The organism is uncultured Campylobacter sp., from assembly GCF_938041645.1.
In the GTDB taxonomy this organism is placed as follows: domain Bacteria; phylum Campylobacterota; class Campylobacteria; order Campylobacterales; family Campylobacteraceae; genus Campylobacter_B.
Map to the genome: position 1 here is coordinate 1 of NZ_CALIST010000050.1, position 17,288 is coordinate 17,288.

Sequence of the window (17,288 nt, forward strand, 5' to 3'; positions counted from 1 at the left end):
AATTTATTCGTAATAACTATTACAAATACAAAATTTTAACCCAAATAGAGGAAACTACATGAAAAAAGTCGCTAGTTTGATTTTCGCAGCGTTTTTGGTTTCGGGCTGCTCCTATTTTGAAAAAAAGGAGGAAAGCGGCGCAAAACAAAGCGGCGAGGCTTCTGCGCTACCGGTTGGCGTATTTATCGCCAAATCCGCCGATGTGCCGATAATTTTGAAATTTAACGGACAGACCGTGAGCGAGCTTGAGATAATGCTAAAGCCGCAGGTTTCGGGCACTATCGAAAAGCAGCTTTTCGAGCCGGGGCACAGCGTCAAAAAGGGCGACGTGCTCTACGAGATCGACCGCTCGCGCTACCAAGCGGCGTTTGACAGCGCAAACGCTAATCTGCAAAACGCCTCGGCGGACTACAAAAGAGCCAAGGCACTAAAAGCTAGCAACACGATCTCTCAAAAGGATTTCGACACCGCAAAGGCCGCGTTTATGGTGGCTGAAGCAAATTTTAAAAGTGCAAAGATAGATTTTGACCACTCGCTTGTGACCGCGCCTTTTGACGGCATGGCGGGCGATACGCAAAAGGACGTGGGCGCGTACGTAAACGTGGGCGAGGATCTGGTGCGCCTTAGCAAATTTGATCCGATCGACGTGGAATTCGGCATCGCGGACGTCGATAGACTGGAGCTTGATGCAAATTTAAGAAACGGGCAGTGGAAGCAACTGGGTCGCCAAGTAAGTATAAATCTCGGCGGCAAGGACTACAACGGCACGCTAAGCTTCATCGATAGCGTCATCAATACAAACACCGCGTCCGTCAGCGCCAAAGCGCAAATTCCAAATCCAAATTTGGAAATTCGCCCTGGAATTTTTACCAAAGTAAGCGTCGAGGGCTTTTATCAGAAAAACGGCTTTAAAATTCCGCAAGTTGCGCTCAAACAAGATCTTAGCAACACCATAGTCTATGTCGTGCAAGACGGAAAAGTCGCTAAAAAAGTGGTCAAAATCACGGCTCAAGATACCCGCACGGCGACGATCTCAAGCGGGCTACAAGACGGCGATCAGATCATTTTGGATAATTTTAAAAAGATCAACGTGGGCTCCAAGGTCACTCCCGTACCCGCAAGCACCGATCCTTACGTAGCGGGACAGCCTGAAGCGTCTCAGAGCAATGCGGAAAGCGGGAAATAATGTTTTCTAAATTTTTCATCAACCGCCCCGTCTTTGCCTGCGTCGTTTCGATCATCATCGTAATCGCGGGCGTTTTGGCTCTTAAAAATTCCTCCGTCGAGGAGTATCCGCAACTCACGCCGCCGCAAATCGTCGTAAGTGCTACATATAGCGGCGCGGATGCACAGACGATAGCCGACGTCGTCGCAGCCCCTCTTGAAAACGCGATTAACGGCGTTGAAAATATGATCTATATGGAAAGCTCAGCAAGCTCCTCCGGCGATGTTCGTATCAACGTATATTTTCAAATCGGCACAAATCCAGCAGATGCGAAAGTCAATGTAAACAACCGCGTCACGCCAGCTCTTACGCTACTTCCCGACGAAGTGCGTAGGTACGGCGTAACCGTCACCGAGCGCAGCAGTACGATGCTCGAAGTGCTTGCGTTTTACGATCCTAGCGAACAGATGGATGTCGTAGAGATGCAAAACTACGTAGCTATCAACGTCGTAGATGAGCTAAAGCGCGTGCCGGGCGTCGGCGAAGCGCAGGCGCTGGGTACGAAAGACTATGCTATGAGGATCTGGGTAAAGCCCGAGCTACTTAAGAAATTTAACGTTACGACTGCTGAGATAATCGCCGCAATAAGCGAGCAAAACAGCCAATACGCCGCAGGTAAGATGGGCGAGCAGCCGATGAGCTTAGGCAATCCCTACGTATATGCGATCAAGCCCGAGGGTCGTTTAAAAACCGTCGAAGAGTTTGAAAATATCATTATACGCGCACAAAAAGATGGGAATTTCTTGCGCGTAAAAGATGTCGCCGAGGTCAAACTAGGCGGCGCAAGCTACAATATCTCGGCAAAATTTAACGGCAAAGAGATGGTGCCTGTGCTTATCTTTATGCAAAGTGGTGCCAACGCCCTAGCCGTAGTTGAAGCGGTAAATAAGCGCATAGACGAGCTTAAACCAAATTTCCCAGGCGAGCTGACCTACGACGTCGCCTACGATACGACTAGCTTCGTAAAAGTATCGATCGAAGAGGTCATTCATACTTTCATTGAAGCGTTAATCCTCGTCATCATCGTTATGTATATGTTCTTAGGCAATCTTAGAGCGACGATCATTCCGACGCTTGCTGCGCCTGTGTCAATCTGCGGCGCGTTTATCGGAATTTATGCCTTCGGATTTTCAATAAATTTAATCACTCTTTTCGCGCTTATTTTAGCTATCGGCATCGTCGTGGACGACGCCATTATCGTGATCGAAAACGTAGAGAGAATTTTGCACGAGGAGCCGGATCTTAGCGTCAAAGAGGCTACCACAAAAGCGATGGGCGAGATCGTAGCGCCCGTCATCTCCATCGTGCTCGTGCTTTCGGCGGTTTTTGTGCCGGTTGCGTTTATGGAGGGCTTTACCGGGGTTATGCAGAGACAATTTGCATTAACACTCGTAGCCTCGGTATGTTTTTCAGGCTTCGTAGCCCTTACACTAACACCCGCACTTTGCGCTCTAATCTTGCAAAAAAAGGAATCTGAGCCTTTTTTCTTTATAAGATGGTTTAATAATCTTTTTAGCATCTCAACTAAAATTTACGCCGCAGGCGTCGGCATGGTTCTTCGCCACGTACTAATCAGCCTCGTTTTTGTAGGCATCATCATCTATGCGATGGTGAAGCTTCTTGCGCTCACTCCTAGCGGCCTAGTGCCTAACGAGGACAAAGGCTCGATTATGGCGATGACTACGCTTCCATCGGCATCTACTCTACCTAGGACGGAAGCCGATCAGGATTTCATCGCAAGTATCGCTAAAAAGCACACAAACGTAAAAGATATAACCCAAATCACGGGATACGATATGCTAGCCGGAGCGCTTAGAGAAAATGCGGGAGCTTTTTTTATGAAGCTAAAAGACTGGAAAGATCGCCCGGGCGATGAAAATTCCAACTTCGCCTTAGCTGCCGCGCTAAACGGGCAGCTCTACGGCGCCGATCGTAACTCGATGACCTACGTCGTCACGCCACCGCCTATCATGGGGCTTTCACTTACGGGCGGATTTGAGCTCTACGCGCAAAGCACGACGGGCAAGAGCTACGATGAAATTCGCGCAGATATGGATCGCGTAACTGCCAAAGCCAACCAACATCCCGCTTTAAAACTCGTGCGAACGACGCTGGATACCGATTTCCCGCAGTATAAGCTCTATCTCGATAAAGAGAAGATAAAGATGCTAGGCGTTAGAATAGCCGACATTTTCACCGTGCTAAATTCCACCATCGGGCAGTATTACATCAACGACTTTAACCTCTTGGGCCGCACGTTTAAGGTCTATATCCGCGCTACGCAAAACTATAGAGATGATCCTAACGATCTAAAATCGCTCTACGTCCGCAGCGACAGCGGCGATCTGATCGCGTTAAATTCTTTAGTGAGGCTTGAGCGCTCGCTGGGTCCTGATTCCGTTAATAGATTTAATGCCTTCCCGGCAGCGCAGATTATGGGTGAGCCAAACACGGGTTATACCTCAGGTCAAGCGATTGCAGCGATCCAAGAGGTCATAAAAGAGGAGCTTCCTAGCGGATATTCTATCGGATGGGCTGGCTCCGCGTATCAAGAGGTCAGCGAGACCGGCAAAGGCTCGCAGGCATTCGTATTTGGAATGATCTTTGTGTTTTTGATCCTAGCGGCTCAATACGAAAGGTGGCTCATGCCGCTTGCCGTACTTACCGCCGTGCCGTTTTCGGTATTCGGCGCGCTCGTGTTTACATATTTCCGCGGGCTGAATAACGACATATATTTTCAGATAGGACTTTTGCTTCTAATCGGTCTGGCGGCGAAAAACGCGATTTTGATCGTGGAATTTGCGATGAACGAGCACCTAAATAATCATCGCTCTATCGCCGATGCCGCCATAGAAGCCGCCAAGATGAGGTTCCGCCCTATCGTGATGACGAGCCTTGCGTTCGGTCTTGGCGTGCTTCCGATGGTTATCGCCACCGGCGCTGGCGCTGCTAGCCGCCACGCGCTGGGAACCGGCGTAGTAGGCGGAATGCTCGCGGCATCTACGATCGCGATCTTTTTCGTGCCGCTGTTTTTCTACCTGCTCGAAAGCTTCAACGCTTGGCTTGATAGACGCGGTAAAAAAGTCCAAACTAACGAGGTGAACGATGAAAATAAATAATGCTCTTTTAAGCGCCTTGACGCTTGGAATTTTACTCTGCGGTTGCAACTTCAAGCCCGTTACGCCGCAAAAGCAGACCGGCTTTAAGGCGGATTACGCGAGCACAAACGTTAGTACGCAGTGGTGGAAAAGCTTTAATGATCCGCAGCTAAACGCCCTGATCCAAAGCGCGCTGGAGCAGAATTCCGACCTGCAAACCGCGCTGAATAACGTCGAGTACGCGCGGGTAAATTTAGGACTAAACAAGCTTGAGTACCTGCCGAACGTAAATTTAAGCGGCAGCGCGGTGCGCCAAAATAATTTCGGCAACCAGCCCGATCGCAACTCCCACGGCGCGTATCAGATCGGCGCCGTGCTAAGCTACGAGATCGATCTTTGGGGGCGCGTGCGCAACAGCGTAGATTCGGCGCGATCGAAATTTAATGCAACGAAATACGACTACGAAACCGCCAAAAATACGATCACCAGCACGGTTGCGACGACCTATTTTACGCTACTAGCGTTAAAGCAGCAGGAGAAAATTTTAAAAAACAGCCTAAAAAGCTATCAGGATACGCAAAACTACCGTAAAAAGCAGCTCGATGCAGGCGCAGTTAGCGAGATCGTATTTTATCAGGCCAAAGCCGCGGTCCAAAGCGCCGAGGCAAGCCTCATAAGCGTGCAAAATCAGCTCTCTGCGGCGCAGACCTCGCTAAATATCCTAACGGGCAAGAGCTACGATGAAATTTTACGCGGCGCGCCGCAGACCGCCGCAAAAATGCCTAGCGCGCCGCAGATCCCAAGCGGAATCCCAAGCGACGTGATCCTGCACCGCCCGGACGTCGCAAGCTCGCTCGAAAATCTGCGCGCAAGCAACTTCTTAGTGGGCGTCGCCAAGGCAGGCTACTTCCCTTCCTTCTCGCTTACGGGCTCGGCAGGATACGCAAGCGGCGAGTTCGACAGGCTGTTTACCGCGGGCGCGAGTACATGGAATATCGGTGGCTCGCTCGTAGGGCCGCTGCTTGACTTCAGCCGCCAAAAAAGGCGCGTAGAGCTTGCAAATTTAGAGCAAAACGCGAGCTTTATCGCATACGACAAAGCGCTTAAAACCGCTTTCGGCGACGTTCGCGACGCGCTTATCGGCGTGCAAAACGCCAAACTAAGACAGGCAAGCCTCGCCGATCTCGTCGCTTCGCAGAGCAAAATTTACTCAAACGCCTCAAGCAGGTATCAGGCGGGCTACAGCGATCATCTGGAGTTTTTAGATTCGCAGCGAAACCTACTTAGCGCGCAGCTAAACAAAGTGCAGACCGATCTTGACGTGCTAAACGCGACGGTGAATGCATACAAGGCGCTCGGCGGCGGCTTTAGCATCGAGGATAGCGAAATCAAGGCGCTCATCGGCGCGGAGCAGGACGTACAGCCCGATATGTCCGCCTTCCCGAAGGATAGAATTTTTAATTAGCTTTTTAAATTTACGAGCGGCGCGAAATTTTAAAATACTCATAAATTTAAAGCGCCACCGAAATTTTAAGGCGCAAGCGGATTTTGCAAGAGGTCTGCTTGCGCTTTTTAAATTTAGAGCTGCGATCGGCAAATCTAAATTTTAAAAATAGTCTAAATTTCAGATAACCGCAGCAAGATAAAATCATCGCTCGGCCAGGAAGCGCAAAGCGGCACGACTTAGCGGCGCGGTAAATTTCCAAACAGCACGGCGGAATTTCAAGCTCCGCAGCAAAATTCCAAGCATTGCGATATAATTCCAAACGCTGCGGCGAAATTCCAAGCGCAGAGTTTTAAATTTAAAGGCGAGCGGTTGCGCGCCGAAACGGAATTTGGCAAAATTTTAGATTTTCGCTATAATCGCGACTTTTAATTTAGATGGGTGTCCGAGCGGTTGAAGGAGCACGCCTGGAACGCGTGTAAAGTGCAAGCTTTCGAGGGTTCGAATCCCTTCCCATCTGCCACTACTTTAAAATTTCGTCCTCGCAAAACTCTAAAATTTCGCTTTCCCACTCGGCGTAAATTTAACGATAAAAGACAAAATTTCCTCCGCCGAAAATCAAACCCGAAAGCCACCTAAATTCTATCTCTACGCCCGCCGTTTACCGATATTGCGCTAAAATTCCTTTTAAAATTTCACTTTAAAGGAGAGAAAAATGAGTGAAGAAAAAAGTTGCGCCTGTGCGCATGTCAAATCCCAAAACGTAACCGACGCGCCCGGCAACAACACCGTGTTTATGATCTGGCGCTTTAACGCAGGCAAAACCGCCTGCAAAAAGGCTTTCGAGAGCCTTTGCGCTCTGGTGATAAATTTAAACAAAACCGCCGTTACGAGATTCGGTGCGGCTAGCGAAACAAGCTGCGTGCTCGGCGTGGGCTTTGAGGCGTGGAAAATGCTCGGCTTGCCGAAGCCTTTGCCGAAGGAGCTAAAAAATTTCGAAGAGATTAGAGGGGACAAACACATCGCGCCCGCTACCGGAGGCGATATCCATATCCACATCAGAGCGGGGAATCAAGCCATTTGCTACGATATGGCAAGCGAGATTAGAGCCGCGCTAAAGGACGTCGCGACGTGCGAGGAGGAGATCTGCGGCTTTAAATACTACGACGGGCGCGCTATCATCGGCTTTGTGGACGGCACCGAAAATCCGCAAGGCGCAGATCGCGACTTTTTCGCCAAGGTAGGCGACGAGGATGCGGCGTATAAGGGCGGCAGCTATCTTTTCGTGCAAAAATATATCCACGATATGAGCGCATGGAACGCCGCGGGCGTCGCCGAGCAGGAGCGCGTCATCGGGCGCAGCAAACAAAACGACATCGAAATGAGCGAGGAGATAAAGCCCAGCAACTCGCACTCCGCCGCAGCCAACGTCGGCGACGACAAAAAGGTCGTGCGCGGCAATATGCCGTTTATGCAAGGCGGCGAGACGGGAACCTACTTCATCGCCTACGCAAGCACCTTTAGCACGCTAGAGCTGATGCTTGAGAGTATGTTTATCGGCCGTCCGCGGGGCAACTATGACCGGCTGCTAGATTTTAGCACGGCAAAGACGGGCGCGCTCTTTTTCGCTCCGACTTTCGATATGCTACAGGCTTATAGCGCAGAGTAAATTTAGCTTTAAATTTAAAGGCACGCGATGTTTTGCGATCTAAGCCCGTATCAGAGCAGGCGCTGCAAAGAGATCATAGAAAATAGAGCCGAGAACAGCGAAAATATCAGCGGTTTACTGGAGTTTATAAACTCTAAATTTAAGGTTCGTCCTATCAGCGCGTTTTACGGCGCGGGCAGGGACTCGGCGTGGCTTAAGATCGTGCTTCGCTTCGATAAAGATGCCGCAAAAATCACCGATAAAAAGTGCATCGAGCGCTATCTCGCCCGCACGCCGCTTTTCGAGAAACTAAACGGGCTAAGGAATTTTTATATCTCGATCGAGTCCTTCGAGTCGCAGATCCGCACTGATCTGATCCAAGGCGCCGTAGAGGAGCTGCTGCGAAACCGAAGCGAGCTTTTAGCGCCGCTTAAAATTTGGTATATCGCAGCGGTGTCCGACGCGCCCGTATTTTTTTATTTCACGAGGCAGGACGCGGCGCGCCGCGAAGGGGGCGGAAAGATAGAACGGCTGATAAGAAATTTTATAGAGAAAGCGCAAGACGCCAAATACCTGAGCCACATGAAATTTAAGCTCTATTTTGACAGCAAGGAGTTCGTGGATCTTGAGTGCGGCGGAAATTTGTTCTATTATTTTAAATAAAATTTTGCAAAGGAGAGAAAATGGATGCGAAGCTTTACTTAAACAAGGCTATAATGCAGCTCTCGCGAGAGCTTGAGGAGGGCGGCGTGCAGAGCCTAAAAGCAGCACTTGAGGGCGAAGGCGACGAGGTTAGCAAGACGCAAGCTCGCGTGATCTTAGGCGAATACTTCGTGATGAAGGGCGAGCCCGCGCAGGCTAGGGAGTGTCTAGGACCCGTGGCGCAGGACGCCGAGCGACTGCGAGATCAATACGACGATCTGCTGGACGATGAAATTTGCAGAGCCAATATGCTTTTAGATATGATCGAGCACTTCGGGTTTTTGGCTGAATAAAACGGCTCGCGATATGCGGTGGCGCAATAAGCGTCACGGCGGCGATAGAATTTTAAGATCGGAGCGAAATGTCAGACTACTCATTTGAAACCATAGAGCAAATGCTGCTAAAATGCGTAGCCGAGGGCGGTGAGCCCGAGCTTAGCTTTCGCCTGCGCGGCGCGCAATACTTGATCATCGCCTATGCAGATCGCTGCTCGTTTCAAAGATGCGCGGACGAAACGGGCGCAAACGCAAGCGGCGAGCGGTATTTCGCCACGCTACGAGAACTCTACGGCGCGCCGCAGATAGACGGACGCTCGCTAGAGGAGCTCTGGAGCGAGACGGATGATTTTTATTGCTTTGATTTCGAGCCGTGAGGCCTCGAAATTTCATGCAGCGGTGCAGAAAGCGCACGTGGTACCGATACGCGGCGCTGATAAATTTGAACAAAATAAAATTTTGAAAGGACGCAAACGGGTCCTGCTTGGGATGGCCTCGCTAAAGCCTGCGGTGAGAATGGCAAATTTAGCGCCGCAAAACACCCGAGCCGCTAGCGATAAAATTTTAAAACGAGAGTAAATTTAATGAAAAATTTTAACGATTAGCCACGGAGGTCGCAGCAGCCTAAACAAAACGGCGCCGAGCGTCGAAATCCGCCGAAATTTGACAATAACCCCCTCGTCGTCAAAGACTACAACATAATAGTATTCTTTATTTATAACCTATTCTTCGCTCCCTTGGCGGTACCGATGTTTCTGTATATAGGGGATATTTTCCCATACTATACGCCGTTTGTCCCTATAGTATTCGCCGTCGTGTCCTATCTCAACAGCGCCCATACGCGCTTTGTTCATTTGACGAATAGGAGCATCAACTACGTCAATAAAGGCAAAATCACGAAATCTATAAAATTTGATGAGATATCGCTCATAAAGCTCACCGCCACGCCGCTATTCGGACATATCGTGCCCGCTAGAAATTCCGAGACATTATGCTTTCGTTCATCATAATAGCCGTCGCGTTTGCCGGATTTTTACAAAGCCTTAGAGGATTTATAATTTTTATTATGAGTATGGCGGCATTGATTTTGCCTTTTTTCATCTCTAAACTGATTTTTTCAAAGATCACGGAGGGGAAATTTAGCTTCCGCGCGATCGATACTTTGATCATCTATGACGGCAAGGGCGGATTTATCAGTTTTATGATGAGCGGAGCGGACTTTGAAAGGGTTTGCCGCTACATGCTTAAAGAGTGGCGGATCAGCCCGTCAAAATTTCAAAAGCAGTTTGTGATATTTCAATGAAAGAGCCTATTAAGCGATATCGGCATTAAAATTTAAAAAGTCGTTTCGACTTTCTAAGCTTAGGCGTAAATTTTGTAATTTCGCATACGTTAAAATTTTGCGGCACATACGTTAAATCATACGATGCGCACGCTAAAATTTTACAGCGCGCGGCGTGAAATTTTAAGGAGCACGGCGTGAAATTTAAAATTCCGCAAAATGCCCTAAATTTTAAAAAATTTCACGAAATTTTGCGGAGCCCTGAAATTTTAAAAGCTCCGCAAATTTAGCTCACGCTACCACCGAATGCCCGCTTCCAGCCAAAACTGCCTGCCCGCCTCATAGACCAGATCGAGCGAGGTGTCGCTGCTAAGTCTTGCTTTGTTGCGCTTATTTAGGACGTTGTAGATGTCTAAATTCGTAAAAAATTCCACCTCGCCCGCCATCTTTTTAGCGTATCCGATGCGCGCATCCCAGCTGTAGCTTTTGCCGAGATTTACCTTTTCGTATTTGTCGTATCTGGCAGGATACTTGCCCGCAGGCGTCCTGCCGGTGCGAGCGATCGCTTCTTGCGAGCCTTTAAACGAGAGGAAGTTATTCACGCTGATACCGTAGCTTGGAATTTTCGTGATGATGTTTAGGCTCGCAGTCCAAGGCCTAGCATAGTCCTGCGCCGGAAGCTCCGATAGCCTCATCAGCCTGCCGTCGTATTCGACGATCTTTTCATCTTCGAGCGTTTCTCTATCAAGCGATATGTCATAAAGGGTGTTGTTCGTTTTCATCTTGATGTGCTCAAAGCCCAGCTCAAAGCCATTTAGCGTACCGAAGGCCTCATAATCATCGATCGTTTTAACGCCGAAGGTTAAAATTTTATTTTCGCTTCTGCCGTCATTAGTAAAGGTTTGATAGTTGTTTTGGTAGTTCGGATTCGGCGCTAGACCTAGATCTCTTCGCGTAGATTTGATGATCTGATCCCTGCCCTTGCGGCTTACATATTTGCCGAAAAACTCGAAATTCCCGAGCTTTTGCTTTGCCCCGAATACCAGCTCATCCTCATAAGGCACCTTTAGCTCGTTAAATTTAGTTAGAGACGGGTCTTTTGGCAGTTGCGTCCAGTTTTGCGTATAGGCATTGCGTGGACGCGTGTAGGTAGTGGCAAGACCCTCTCGCCCCTCTCTTAATTTATAGGTAAAGAGATTGCGTCCGTAGTAGCGGTTTGCGCCGAAGCTAATGATCGAACCGCCGTCGCCAAAAATATCGTAGTAGCTGTTAAATCTCGGCGCCGCAGTCGTTTGCTTCATATAATCGTCCCTATTTAATCTTACGCCCGGTCGCAAGGTAAGATCACCGATTTTTATCTCATCCTCTAGATAAACCGCCAAGCTCTTCATATCTACCTTAGTATTGCCCTTGTAATAGCTTTTTCGCGTAAAAAACTGGCCGCTTCTACCACGCCTCGCAAAAGAATCGTCTATCGAGCAGAGCTCGTCATTCGGATCGCAAGCATTTACACCCGCAGGTAGCGGTGCTATTCCGCCAGCGGTCATAAACTCTTTTCTTACGTTAAATTTAGCCTCTTGCTTTTTAAACTCAAAGCCTGTGATAAATCTATGCTTACTGCCGCCGAGATCAAATTCATTAAACTCCAGATCCGCGTTGTACGAAAAGCTCTTTTGAGTTTGATCCAGATCCCCAAAGCCGCCCTCTATCGCCGAAGCAGATAAAATTTTACTACCCCAATTCTTTACGTTTGAGTATTGCCAAGCCCTGTAATATTCATTCTCCGCATCGCGAGAACTCTCGAGCTTGCTGTAGGATAAAATTTGATTAAACCTAGCGAAATCGCCATCGTAGTCGGTTTTAAGCGCTAAATTTAAACCGCCCGATTTCATATCGGCGTAGGAGTCTTTGACGTGGTCGTTAAACATCTTGTTTCGCTCGGGCGCGTAGGTTACACTAGGCGTGATAGTTAGGCGGTCGCTTGCATACCAGAGCGCCTTTAGGAAGTAGTTGTCAATATTTCGCCTCTGAACTCGCTCGGTGATGGTCGTATCGGCGTTGTATCTTCTGTCGTAGGCCTTGAGCGGAATTTTACTTCTAGTGTTGGTGTAGCCAAACATCAAGCCCAAATCCTCGGTAACGGTGCCCTCTAAATTCAACCTAGTGATCCACTTATCGAATCTCGGCTGATTTAGCGGCGTAGCGGAGTTTTCAAAGCTCTGTTCATCGCCGTAGATATGGTATCTAGTCCAACTATCTTCGGTGTGCTGCATCGAAAACTTGCCGTGAAAGCCCGCGCGCGGATCTCGCGTCTTAGCCTCCACTACGCCGCCGGTAAATCCGCCGTATTTGGCGGAGATGCCGCTATCGTGCACCTCGACGCTTCGTAAGAAATCGCTATCGATCGCCATACCTTGCGAGACGGAATTCATCGTATCAAACGCCGAAAAGCGCGTAGGATTGCCGCCCGGATTTCTAGCGGGATCAAGATCGTTATTCATATTCGCGCCGTCAAGCATAAAGTTGTTTTGCCAATACTTCGCGCCGTTGATACTGATATTTGCGGGGCTGATCTCGCCTAGCGTCGTGCTCTGGCGGTTTGTGGAGCTGAATTGCACATTTGGATTGGTACGCAAAAGCTGCACGAAGTCGCCGTTGCCGCTAGGCATCGACTCGATCATCGTCCTGCTTATTTTTTGCGTACCGCCATAGCTATCGCCGACGCTCGTCAGGCTAGAGTCAATGTTGCCGACAACTACTATTTCGGGAAATTTATAACTATTTGTCGTAGCAGCCGAGCTTCGTGCCTCCGAGCCTTCTTTGGTAACAACGCTTCTGGTTGCGTTATTTTCAGACGAATCCTGCGCGACGCTTAGGCCGCAAAGACACGCCGCGACTATTAAGGAGCGTGCAAGCCCCTCCCCGCAGCGATTTTGAGTGGATTTCTCGCCTTTTACGGAAGCGGAATAATTGCGGCCTGCGCCGCTTTTACATGGCTTACAGGCCCAAAAACCGACAATCATTTTTTCTCCTTTTTTGAAAATAAAAATTAAGACTGAGGAAATTTAGCCAATAATATTTTAAATTTCAATAAAAGTGATAACAATTATACGACTTATGCAAACAATAGAAAAAATGTAACAAAATAGCGGTATATCGGCGAGATAAATCTATTCCAAAATAAAATTTATCTAAAATCTATGCGCGATGCAGATAGATTTAATTGAGCTTTATTCTTGAGTTCGTTTTTAAACTGCATAAATTTACGAAGCCGAAATTTGCCGTGCAAGCGCCGTTAAATTTAAACGCGACTAGTAAATTTAACGAGCAAAATTTAGATGCGCCGAGCTCGTTAAAATTTCGGCGCGTTTATCCTCACGGTTTCATCGGTGTCAAAAATATATGTCTGCGCGGCTTCCGCGATATCCTTTGGCGTGATGGAATTTATGATCTTTTCAAAGGTCTTAAAATCGGCGATCTCCTCATTCCAAAGCGCGTATTTTACGAGCGCGTCGTTCCAAAACTCCGGGCTTTCGCGAGCGGTGCGAGCCGTGATGATCTGAGATTTTTTAAAATTTTCAAGATGCCGCGCTACGTCCGATCCGCCGCCTGCGATCTCTGCAAAAATTTCTCTGATTGCGGATAAAATTTGATCCGTATTTTGCGGCGCGCAGGAAAACGAAATATGAAGACTCGAGTGCTCGTACGGGATGCGGCTTAGACTCGAAGCGACCGAAAAGCCGTAAGTGCGCCCCTCGTCCTCTCTGATACGCTCTCTAAGGGCTTCCTGAAGCACCGAAGCTAGAGCTGAAATTTTTATCGTATTTTCAAGCGAGTGCGGGGCGGATCTGTTTATCGCGGTAAGCGCGACGTCGCTTCTAGGGGAGTTTTGATAGTTGCGCATAAAAACGTGCCGTCCGCTTAAGCTGCGAATTCCGTCGTCTTTAAAATCCTCGCGCTCGCCGCGAGCAGGCAAGCTCGCCAGATACTTTTTTATTAGCTCTTCGGCGTCTTTTAATTCAAAATCGCCGCTAAGCACGAAGGTGTAGGACGCGACGTTGCTAAATTTATCATAGACGATCTTTTTTAGCTCCTCCGCGTTGAGCGCTTTGATCTGCGCGGCGCTTAGAGGGCGCATTCGCGCATTGCCGCCGTAGAAAAACTCGCCAAATTCCCTGCTAAATTTATACCCGGGCAGCTTCTCGTTTCGCGCAAGCTCGTCGAGCGATTTGATCTTTAAATTTTGCAGCGCCCTCTCGTCCGTGCGCGGAGAGCTAAGCTCTAAGTTTATCGCTTCCAGTAGCCATTTTAGATCCTGCGAGCCGCAGCTTCCGTAAAATCCGTGCGAGAACGCGGAGATATTTTTGCGGTAATTTACCTGCCGTCCGCTTAAAATTTGCGAAATTTCATAATTGTTAAACTCGCCCGCGCCGCTTTCGTTTGCAAGCATCGCGGCAAAACTGCCAAGCCCGGGGTGCGCCAGATTGGACATTCCGCCCCTGCTTACCGCGGCGAACGAGATGAAATCCTTGCGCGTCTTAAGCGGCTTTAAGATCACGGTCGCGTTATTTTCAAGCAGGTAGGTATAAAATTTAAATCGCGGCTCAAAGCTTTTGCTTAAAATTTTGCCCTCAGGCAGGTTTTCAGAAACCAAGCTACCCGGCAGCTTTTTATGCGCGGCATGCGTATTTATCGCCTTAGCGCCGCTTTGCAGCTTCTTAAATTTAGCCTCATCCAGATTATATCCGGAGCCGCTAAAAACGCTTGCATGCACCTCGCCTAGGTCCGTAAGGCGCTTAAATTCTAAATTTAGCTCCTCCAGGCTGATCTCACGCAGCAGTTTTACCTCCAAATCACGCTGTTTTGCGGCGCTAGGCAGGACGGCTCCCGATTTTACGGCATGAAGAATCTCTCTTGCAAAAAACGCGGAATTTGCGCTTTTTTTGCGCTCAAAGGCGCTGTGCCGCGAGCTGATCAAAGCATCCTTCGCAAGGGCGAAATCGCGCGCGTCAAAGCCGCTATCTCGCAAGCCTTTGATTAGCCCGAGCGCCTGCGAGATCGCGCCGTCAAAATCTCCGCCCAAAACGGCGACGTCGAAGTTATAGATCGTTTTTTGAAACTGCAAATTCGATCTAGAAAAATTAACTCGCAGCAGCGCGCCTTCGCTAGCTTTTGCCCTCTCATAAATCGTAGAGATGAGGCTTGAGATAAGCTCGCTTTTTAAAATTTTTCTCGCATTCTCCTCGCTACTTGGGGGCGCAAATTCCTCCCAAAACGAAATTTTGACGGAATTTAGCGACGTTTCGTTCGTATCGTAATTGTAAATTTTCAAACCCTGTCTCGGCGGAATGCGCATATCCTGGCGGGCGTAGGAGTTTGTATTTTTAAGAGGCGAAAAATTTTGCTCTAGCAGTTTTAAAATTTTATCCCTTTTAAAATCGCCCACGGCTATAAATTTCATAGACCTGGGCTGGTAAATTTTTTGATAAAGCTCCTTGATTCGCTGCGCGCTTACGGATTTTACGACTGCCATATCGCCGATCGGCGCGCGATCAAAATACGCGCTGCCGCCGTAAAGCTCCTCATCCATCCGCTCGTAGAGCCTCGCAATCGGCGTATCGCGGCTACGCGCCTCCTCGATTATGACGCCTCTTTCTTTTACGAGCTCGAGCGGATTAAACTCCACTCCGTCCGCAATCGAAGCAAAAATTTTAAAAACGTCCTTTAAATTTTCTTCGCTAACCGCGATGTTAAGCGTGTAAATCGTGCTGTCATAGCCCGTCTGCGCATTTACGTCGGCGCCGAATTTCACGCCCAGACTCTGCAATTTTTTGATGAGCTCGTTTTTGCTAAAATCGCGACTTCCGTTAAAGGACATATGCTCGATGAAGTGCACAAGCCCGCGCTCATTAGGGCTCTCGTCGATCGAGCCCGCATCCACGATGAGATAAAAAACGGCGGAATTTTTGGGCACGGAATTTTCTAAAATATAGTATTTAAACCCGTTTGGCAGCGCCCCCCGCAGGACGGCTCCGTCCCACTCAAGCGCAAAAGCTCCCGCACAAAGCAGTAAAAATAGTAAAATTTTTCGCATTTAAACCTTTCATTTATTTCTAGTAAAATTCCGCCTCGCAGACCTTTCGGCAGACTTTTCTATTTCGGCTTATCAAGCTGCCCGTCTGCGCTATTCTGCGCTATTTTTTAGATTTGCTCGCTTTGACCCGTCAGCCTGCGATATCTCTTAGGCTCGCTTACTTTTAACTTGGCTACTCGCCTACTCGTTAACTTGTAAGCTTACCAACTAGCCATCCATTTTCCCTTTCCACTTAATCTTCTACTGCTGCTTGTGCGGCGGCCAAGCGTGCGATGGGCACACGGAAGGGCGAGCAGCTAACGTAGTTGAGGCCTACGCGATGGCAGAACTTCACCGATTCGGGCTCGCCGCCGTGCTCTCCGCAGATGCCGCAGATTAGTTCGGGACGTGTGGAACGGCCTTTCTTCACGCCCATGTCGATGAGCTGGCCAACACCTTTCTGGTCGAGAACCTGGAAGGGGTCTACCTTCAAAATCTTCTTCTCCAGGTAAACGGGCAAGAAACTGGCGATGTCGTCGCGGCTGTAACCGAAGGTCATCTGCGTTAGGTCGTTCGTTCCGAAACTGAAATACTCGGCTCTCTTGGCGATGTTTTCGGCAACCAAGGCTGCGCGGGGCACCTCAATCATGGTTCCAACGTGGAAGTCAACCTCCATACCTTCTTCTTCGAAGAGTTTCTTAGCCGTGTCGCGGATAACCTTTTCCTGTTGGTCGAACTCGTGAACAACACCAATGAGCGGTACCATGATTTCGGGACGTGGGTCGTATCCTTCCTTCTTCAGCTCGATGGCAGCACCAAGAATGGCGCGTGTTTGCATGGCCGTGATTTCGGGATAGGTGTTACCCAGACGACAACCGCGATGTCCCAGCATGGGGTTATGCTCGCTTAGTGAGTTTACGCGGCGTTGAATTTCTTGCACAGACACGCCCATGTCTGCCGCCATTACTTGCTGACCTTCCAAGTCGTGAGGAACAAACTCGTGCAAAGGTGGGTCTAGCAAGCGCACGTTAACTGGGTACCCGTTCATTGATTTCAAGATTCCGTAGAAGTCTTGGCGTTGGAAGGGCAACAGTTTGGTCAGTGCTTTCTCACGACCTTCTTTGCTATCGGCCAAGATCATCTCGCGCATGGCCTTGATTTTCTCGTTCTCGAAGAACATGTGCTCAGTACGGCAGAGACCGATACCCACAGCTCCGAAGTTGCTTGCAACCTGTGCGTCGTGGGGCGTATCTGCGTTGGTGCGAACCACCAGCTTGGTGTACTTGTTGCAAAGTTCCATTAGTTCGGCCAAGTCGCCCGTTACTTTGGCGGGCTGTGTTGTAACTTGACCCAGATAAACTTCGCCTGTGCTACCGTTAAGCGATATGTAATCGCCTTCGCGCAGCACCACGCCGTCTATTTCAAGCGTACGTTCCTTATAGTTGATGTTGATGGCACCAGCACCCGAAACGCAGCACTTACCCATACCGCGAGCCACAACGGCTGCGTGCGAAGTCATGCCGCCACGAGCGGTAAGAATG

The 17,288-nt window shown here is 49.0% G+C and carries 13 protein-coding genes and 1 tRNA gene; 10 read left to right on the forward strand and 4 right to left on the reverse strand.

The features are described from left to right. Window positions 1-58 precede the first annotated feature (58 nt). The 3 genes from Q0600_RS07420 to Q0600_RS07430 are packed head-to-tail and all read left to right on the forward strand — an operon-like array spanning window position 59 to window position 5,788. The gene (locus Q0600_RS07420) at window positions 59-1,186 is read left to right on the forward strand and encodes an efflux RND transporter periplasmic adaptor subunit (protein WP_298758711.1); all 1,128 of its coding nucleotides are present in this window, start codon (window positions 59-61) and stop codon (window positions 1,184-1,186) included. Continuing rightward, entirely contained in the window at window positions 1,186-4,344 is a 3,159-nt protein-coding gene (locus Q0600_RS07425; RefSeq protein WP_298758713.1) for a multidrug efflux RND transporter permease subunit, read from the forward strand. The genes Q0600_RS07420 and Q0600_RS07425 overlap by 1 nt, the downstream gene beginning before the upstream one ends. Beyond that, a complete protein-coding gene (locus Q0600_RS07430; RefSeq protein ID WP_298758715.1) occupies window positions 4,331-5,788 on the forward strand; it encodes a TolC family protein in 1,458 nt (485 codons plus the stop codon). The genes Q0600_RS07425 and Q0600_RS07430 overlap by 14 nt, the downstream gene beginning before the upstream one ends. A gap of 46 nt (window positions 5,789-5,834) precedes the next feature. Here Q0600_RS07430 and Q0600_RS07435 read toward each other — a convergent pair whose 3' ends face one another. Further along, complete coding sequence (locus Q0600_RS07435; RefSeq protein WP_298758717.1) at window positions 5,835-6,089, reverse strand: hypothetical protein; 255 nt, start codon at window positions 6,087-6,089, stop codon at window positions 5,835-5,837. Between the two features lie 113 nt (window positions 6,090-6,202). Here Q0600_RS07435 and Q0600_RS07440 point away from each other — a divergent pair. The 7 genes from Q0600_RS07440 (at window position 6,203) to Q0600_RS07470 (ending at window position 9,695) form a co-directional block, all read left to right on the forward strand. Beyond that, window positions 6,203-6,290: transfer RNA gene (locus Q0600_RS07440), tRNA-Ser, on the forward strand. Window positions 6,291-6,482: 192 nt separating this feature from the next. Beyond that, a complete protein-coding gene (locus Q0600_RS07445; RefSeq protein WP_298758719.1) occupies window positions 6,483-7,436 on the forward strand; it encodes a Dyp-type peroxidase in 954 nt (317 codons plus the stop codon). A 27-nt stretch (window positions 7,437-7,463) separates the two neighbouring features. Then, complete coding sequence (locus Q0600_RS07450) at window positions 7,464-8,078, forward strand: hypothetical protein (protein WP_298758723.1); 615 nt, start codon at window positions 7,464-7,466, stop codon at window positions 8,076-8,078. A gap of 20 nt (window positions 8,079-8,098) precedes the next feature. Continuing rightward, window positions 8,099-8,410, forward strand: coding sequence for a hypothetical protein (locus Q0600_RS07455; protein WP_298758726.1), 312 nt, complete (start codon window positions 8,099-8,101; stop codon window positions 8,408-8,410). A 68-nt stretch (window positions 8,411-8,478) separates the two neighbouring features. Continuing rightward, on the forward strand, window positions 8,479-8,769 hold the full coding sequence (locus tag Q0600_RS07460) for a hypothetical protein (RefSeq protein WP_298758729.1): 291 nt from the start codon (window positions 8,479-8,481) through the stop codon (window positions 8,767-8,769). A gap of 372 nt (window positions 8,770-9,141) precedes the next feature. Then, a complete protein-coding gene (locus tag Q0600_RS07465) occupies window positions 9,142-9,402 on the forward strand; it encodes a hypothetical protein (protein ID WP_298758732.1) in 261 nt (86 codons plus the stop codon). Further along, the gene (locus Q0600_RS07470) at window positions 9,384-9,695 is read left to right on the forward strand and encodes a hypothetical protein (protein WP_298758735.1); all 312 of its coding nucleotides are present in this window, start codon (window positions 9,384-9,386) and stop codon (window positions 9,693-9,695) included. Before Q0600_RS07465 ends, Q0600_RS07470 begins: the two co-directional genes overlap by 19 nt. A 275-nt stretch (window positions 9,696-9,970) precedes the next feature. On the opposite strand, the gene Q0600_RS07475 is transcribed toward Q0600_RS07470, so the two are convergent. The 3 genes from Q0600_RS07475 to Q0600_RS07485 form a co-directional block, all read right to left on the reverse strand. Continuing rightward, window positions 9,971-12,697 (reverse strand): TonB-dependent receptor plug domain-containing protein, encoded by a 2,727-nt coding sequence (locus tag Q0600_RS07475; RefSeq protein ID WP_298758738.1) that lies wholly within the window; start codon window positions 12,695-12,697, stop codon window positions 9,971-9,973. Between the two features lie 329 nt (window positions 12,698-13,026). Further along, window positions 13,027-15,768 carry an insulinase family protein gene (locus Q0600_RS07480; protein ID WP_298758741.1) on the reverse strand — a complete coding sequence of 914 codons (2,742 nt, stop codon included), beginning with the start codon at window positions 15,766-15,768 and terminating at the stop codon, window positions 13,027-13,029. A 232-nt stretch (window positions 15,769-16,000) separates the two neighbouring features. Beyond that, a partial coding sequence (locus tag Q0600_RS07485; protein WP_298758744.1) for a putative PEP-binding protein occupies window positions 16,001-17,288 on the reverse strand: 1,288 nt, incomplete at its 5' end.

Bases quoted from the DNA above. Each gene is read 5' to 3' on its own strand.
- Q0600_RS07445 (WP_298758719.1), top strand. From the start codon at position 6,483: ATGAGTGAAGAAAAAAGTTGCGCCTGTGCGCATGTCAAATCCCAAAAC.
- Q0600_RS07465 (WP_298758732.1), top strand. From the start codon at position 9,142: ATGTTTCTGTATATAGGGGATATTTTCCCATACTATACGCCGTTTGTC.
- Q0600_RS07420 (WP_298758711.1), top strand. From the start codon at position 59: ATGAAAAAAGTCGCTAGTTTGATTTTCGCAGCGTTTTTGGTTTCGGGC.
- Q0600_RS07460 (WP_298758729.1), top strand. From the start codon at position 8,479: ATGTCAGACTACTCATTTGAAACCATAGAGCAAATGCTGCTAAAATGC.
- Q0600_RS07450 (WP_298758723.1), top strand. From the start codon at position 7,464: ATGTTTTGCGATCTAAGCCCGTATCAGAGCAGGCGCTGCAAAGAGATC.
- Q0600_RS07480 (WP_298758741.1), bottom strand. From the start codon at position 15,768: ATGCGAAAAATTTTACTATTTTTACTGCTTTGTGCGGGAGCTTTTGCG.
- Q0600_RS07425 (WP_298758713.1), top strand. From the start codon at position 1,186: ATGTTTTCTAAATTTTTCATCAACCGCCCCGTCTTTGCCTGCGTCGTT.
- Q0600_RS07475 (WP_298758738.1), bottom strand. From the start codon at position 12,697: ATGATTGTCGGTTTTTGGGCCTGTAAGCCATGTAAAAGCGGCGCAGGC.
- Q0600_RS07470 (WP_298758735.1), top strand. From the start codon at position 9,384: ATGCTTTCGTTCATCATAATAGCCGTCGCGTTTGCCGGATTTTTACAA.
- Q0600_RS07430 (WP_298758715.1), top strand. From the start codon at position 4,331: ATGAAAATAAATAATGCTCTTTTAAGCGCCTTGACGCTTGGAATTTTA.
- Q0600_RS07455 (WP_298758726.1), top strand. From the start codon at position 8,099: ATGGATGCGAAGCTTTACTTAAACAAGGCTATAATGCAGCTCTCGCGA.